The following is a 3,257-nucleotide window of genomic DNA, read 5'->3' as shown; positions in this document are numbered from 1 at the left end:
CTTTTGAAAAAAACATTTTATCTCGTGTAATTTTCATAAAACGGCATCCTCCTCAAATCCTACAGTCGGTAATCAGCAGCTTCGTGAAATCAACGTTCCTTAGATACTTAGATTTAATCCTATTTTGTTTCATCCGTCTACAAAATTCCTCAAAATCGTATAGCTGCACATAAATTTCCAGAAAACTTGTAGCACAATCACGATTTTTCTTTTCACTCAGATAAACCACCACGGCAGTTCCAGCCACAAATTATCCATGGCTTGTTCCTCTGTCTTTTTTGCGCGGCCTTTCGTCAGGTGAAAGTATATCGCCGTGCCGATCAGCGGATGTTCCTCGCCATCGGTGAAGCCATAGCGGTACAGCAGATAGGTCTGCTCCCGTTGGGTCAGCCGTTTCAGGCCATCGTACAGTTCCCGGCGCGATTCCTGCTCTTCCATAATACTCTGCGGCTGCATGGCATAAGGGTCGGCTATGGCTTCAATGCGCCGTAGTTGTTCCTCTCCCGGCAGAACATCGTCCAGCGAAACGCGCTGGTAGCAGACGCCGTCCTTGTCTTCCGTCACCATCCGCTGCTCAAAAGCAGTAAAGGCATCCCGAACCATGTCCATCATGGCGTTGCGGATGGCAGGAGCCACGTAGGTCAGGAACTTCATGCCGCACGCTGCATCGAACTTTGGCACGGCCTTCCACAAGCCCAGATTGCCCGCCTGTTTCAAATCGTCCGTGTCAAGGTTCAAGCCAGCCTGTGCCAGATTCATACTGCGGAAGAGATCATTTGCCGCATTGCCGATAAAGGACTTGTTGTTGTCGATCAGGCTGTCCAGCGCGGCAGCATCGCCTTTCTGTGCCAGCGCACAAAGCCGTTCATTCGTCTGCTTCATGGGCGTTTTCCTGCTCTGCGGCAGACTGCAAGATTCCCAACAGACCGCTTCGCAGCTGTTCCAGTGCTTCCGGCGTGGCTCCTTCCATGCCCGAAACACTGTCCAACATTGCATCTGTCAACTGCTCTGCCGTAATCGTTGGGTGCTGCACATCCTGCCCTTTGGTCAATTCAGTGAACATCTTCTCTGCCACTTTCTTGCTCATGGCTTCCTGTTCGGCGTAATGGCTCCCGATTCCCTTTTTGATTTCCTTGACCGCCGCCATGAAGTACATTTCAATGTCATCAAGATCGCCTTGATACACCGGCTTTCTCCGAAGGCTGATGTCCTTTGCGGCTTTGGCTGCTTCCGGGGTCTTGACCTTTGTGCGCAGCAGGGTGCTCAATGTCGTGAGCATGGCATTCTGTGCTGCGATGCCGGAAGCAAAGGTATCATCAAAATACTGCGATATGCGGTAAGTAAGCTCTGCGAAGCGAGCGTTTTCCAGCAGCAGGTTGACCACCTCTGTATTGACACGCCCTGTGTAGAGGTTCTTTGCAGCTTCTACGGACAAGCCTAACTCGGCAATGTCGTAGTTCTTGCGGTCGGGAATGTTGGTTTCTCCCAGCAGAAAATCCGTGGACACGTTGAACAGCCTTGCAATTTTCAGCACCTGCTCATGGGTCAGGGTTCCCTTTGCACCGCTGATAAAGCGGCTGATGGTGCTTTTGGAGCAGCCGAGTTCCTTGGCAAGCTCTGGTTGGCTGATGTTGTGTTCTTTCATCAAGTCCGCAAGACGGATGTTGGATGGTGCGGGCAGATATTCCTGTGCCATGTGGTCGGCCCTCCTTTTTGAGCTTTTTCCTCATTATAATACGCTCTGCCGTTTTGTTCAATATACGGTTACCTCTCCGCCCTTGCTGTTGCAGCCCTGCAACCAGTAAGGGCTTTTTTCTTTTTCCGTTGCAGTTTTGCCGCTTTTTTGCCTTTCCTCCAAAATTTTCCGTATATTCAGGCACAAGGCAAAAAACACCAGAGTTCCCACTTTGGGGTACTCTGGTGCAACACATAACACCGCCCTGCCCGGTGGCCGCAGGGTGCGGGGTTTTGTAGGCATCGAACCGCTTGTCCACCCCTGCCCGTAAAAATTGCATTTTTTCACGGAAGAAGTTCGTACAACCTGTACGGTCTGTACTTGTACGCACTTGTACAGCGAATCGAAGCGAATTAAAACGAATTATCGTTTATATTTCAGATTTTCGTACGCCGTACGAACCGTACAGGTTATTTGAAGTCCGTACGCGATTTTTTCGGATGCGTACGGAGCAATCAAGTTCGCATCGTGCGAACTTGATTGTAACTCTCCCGCAGGAGACGTTCCCCCTCGGAGAGTCCTCGAAGAGCCCACTACACTTTGCAGCCCATAGGGATGAAAGTGTTATAGTGGGTTATTACACTTCCAAAGAAGTGCATCTTCGTTCCCCGTCACCTCTCGATGAACCTTGAAAGGAGGGATGCCCTTTGGCAAGAAACGATGGCGTTGACCGCACCAGTGTCCGAAATCTCGCCGTTTCAGACAAAGCCGTTGGCAACACCCAGCAGCACAACGAGCGCGAAAAGGACAGCTATCGGAACCCCGACATTATCCCCCAGCGCACTGCATGGAACGTCCACTTCAAAAAGCCTACCGCCAGCTACACTGACCTATTTGCCCAACTGGAAGCCGCTGGAACCATTTCCACGCGCGGCCTGAAGCCGGATGCCACCCACTACTGCGAACTTGTCTTTGATGTCAACTCGGCCTATTTTGACAATCACGGTGGCTACGAGTTCGCCAAGCAATTCTATGAGGATGCCTACAAAGCAGCCGTTCAGATCGTGTGTGGTGAGCAGTATATCCTCTCGGCAGTCATGCACGCCGACGAGATCAACCGTGCCATGACCGAAGCACTAGGCCGGGAGGTCTACCACTACCACCTCCATGTGGTCTATGTACCTGTGGTGGAAAAGCAGATCCTGTGGTCGAAACGCTACAAGGACAAGGCACTGGTCGGCACCGTCAAGGAGACCGTCATGCAGGTCAGCCGAAGCAAGAAGTGGGCTTCCAAGCCCCTGCTGGACGATGCTGGAAAGCCTGTCCTGCAAAAGAGCGGCAAGCCAGTCCTGAAGAAGTCGTACAGCATCCTGCAAGACGATTTCTTCAACTATATGCACAATGCCGGGTACACCGATGTAGAGCGCGGCGAGCGCGGCAGCACCGAAGAACACCTGACCGTCACCCAGTTCAAAGTCCAGCGGGAGCAGGAACGGCTGGACGCCCTGACCGCCCAGATTGACCAGAAAGAGCAGCACCTCACCCAAACCAACAAAACCCTCTCCAAGACCGAAAAGGAACT

The 3,257-nt window shown here is 51.9% G+C and carries 3 protein-coding genes; 1 reads left to right on the top strand and 2 read right to left on the bottom strand.

Features of this window, described 5'->3' with window-relative positions; all coding sequences use genetic code 11:
• Positions 1 to 216 precede the first annotated feature (216 nt).
• On the bottom strand, positions 217 to 882 hold the full coding sequence (locus WMO17_RS12905; protein ID WP_349138304.1) for a sigma-70 family RNA polymerase sigma factor: 666 nt from the start codon (positions 880 to 882) through the stop codon (positions 217 to 219).
• Positions 866 to 1,696 (bottom strand): helix-turn-helix domain-containing protein, encoded by an 831-nt coding sequence (locus WMO17_RS12900; protein ID WP_349138303.1) that lies wholly within the window; start codon positions 1,694 to 1,696, stop codon positions 866 to 868. Before WMO17_RS12900 ends, WMO17_RS12905 begins: the two co-directional genes overlap by 17 nt.
• A gap of 686 nt (positions 1,697 to 2,382) precedes the next feature.
• On the opposite strand from WMO17_RS12900, the gene WMO17_RS12895 reads away from it, so the two are divergent.
• On the top strand, positions 2,383 to 3,257 hold an 875-nt coding region (locus WMO17_RS12895), incomplete at its 3' end, for a plasmid recombination protein (protein WP_349138301.1).

Source organism: Faecalibacterium faecis (genome assembly GCF_040096475.1).
Lineage (GTDB): Bacteria > Bacillota > Clostridia > Oscillospirales > Ruminococcaceae > Faecalibacterium > Faecalibacterium taiwanense.
The sequence above is the reverse complement of the archived record's forward strand: the minus strand, read 5'-3'. Positions and strand labels throughout refer to the sequence as shown.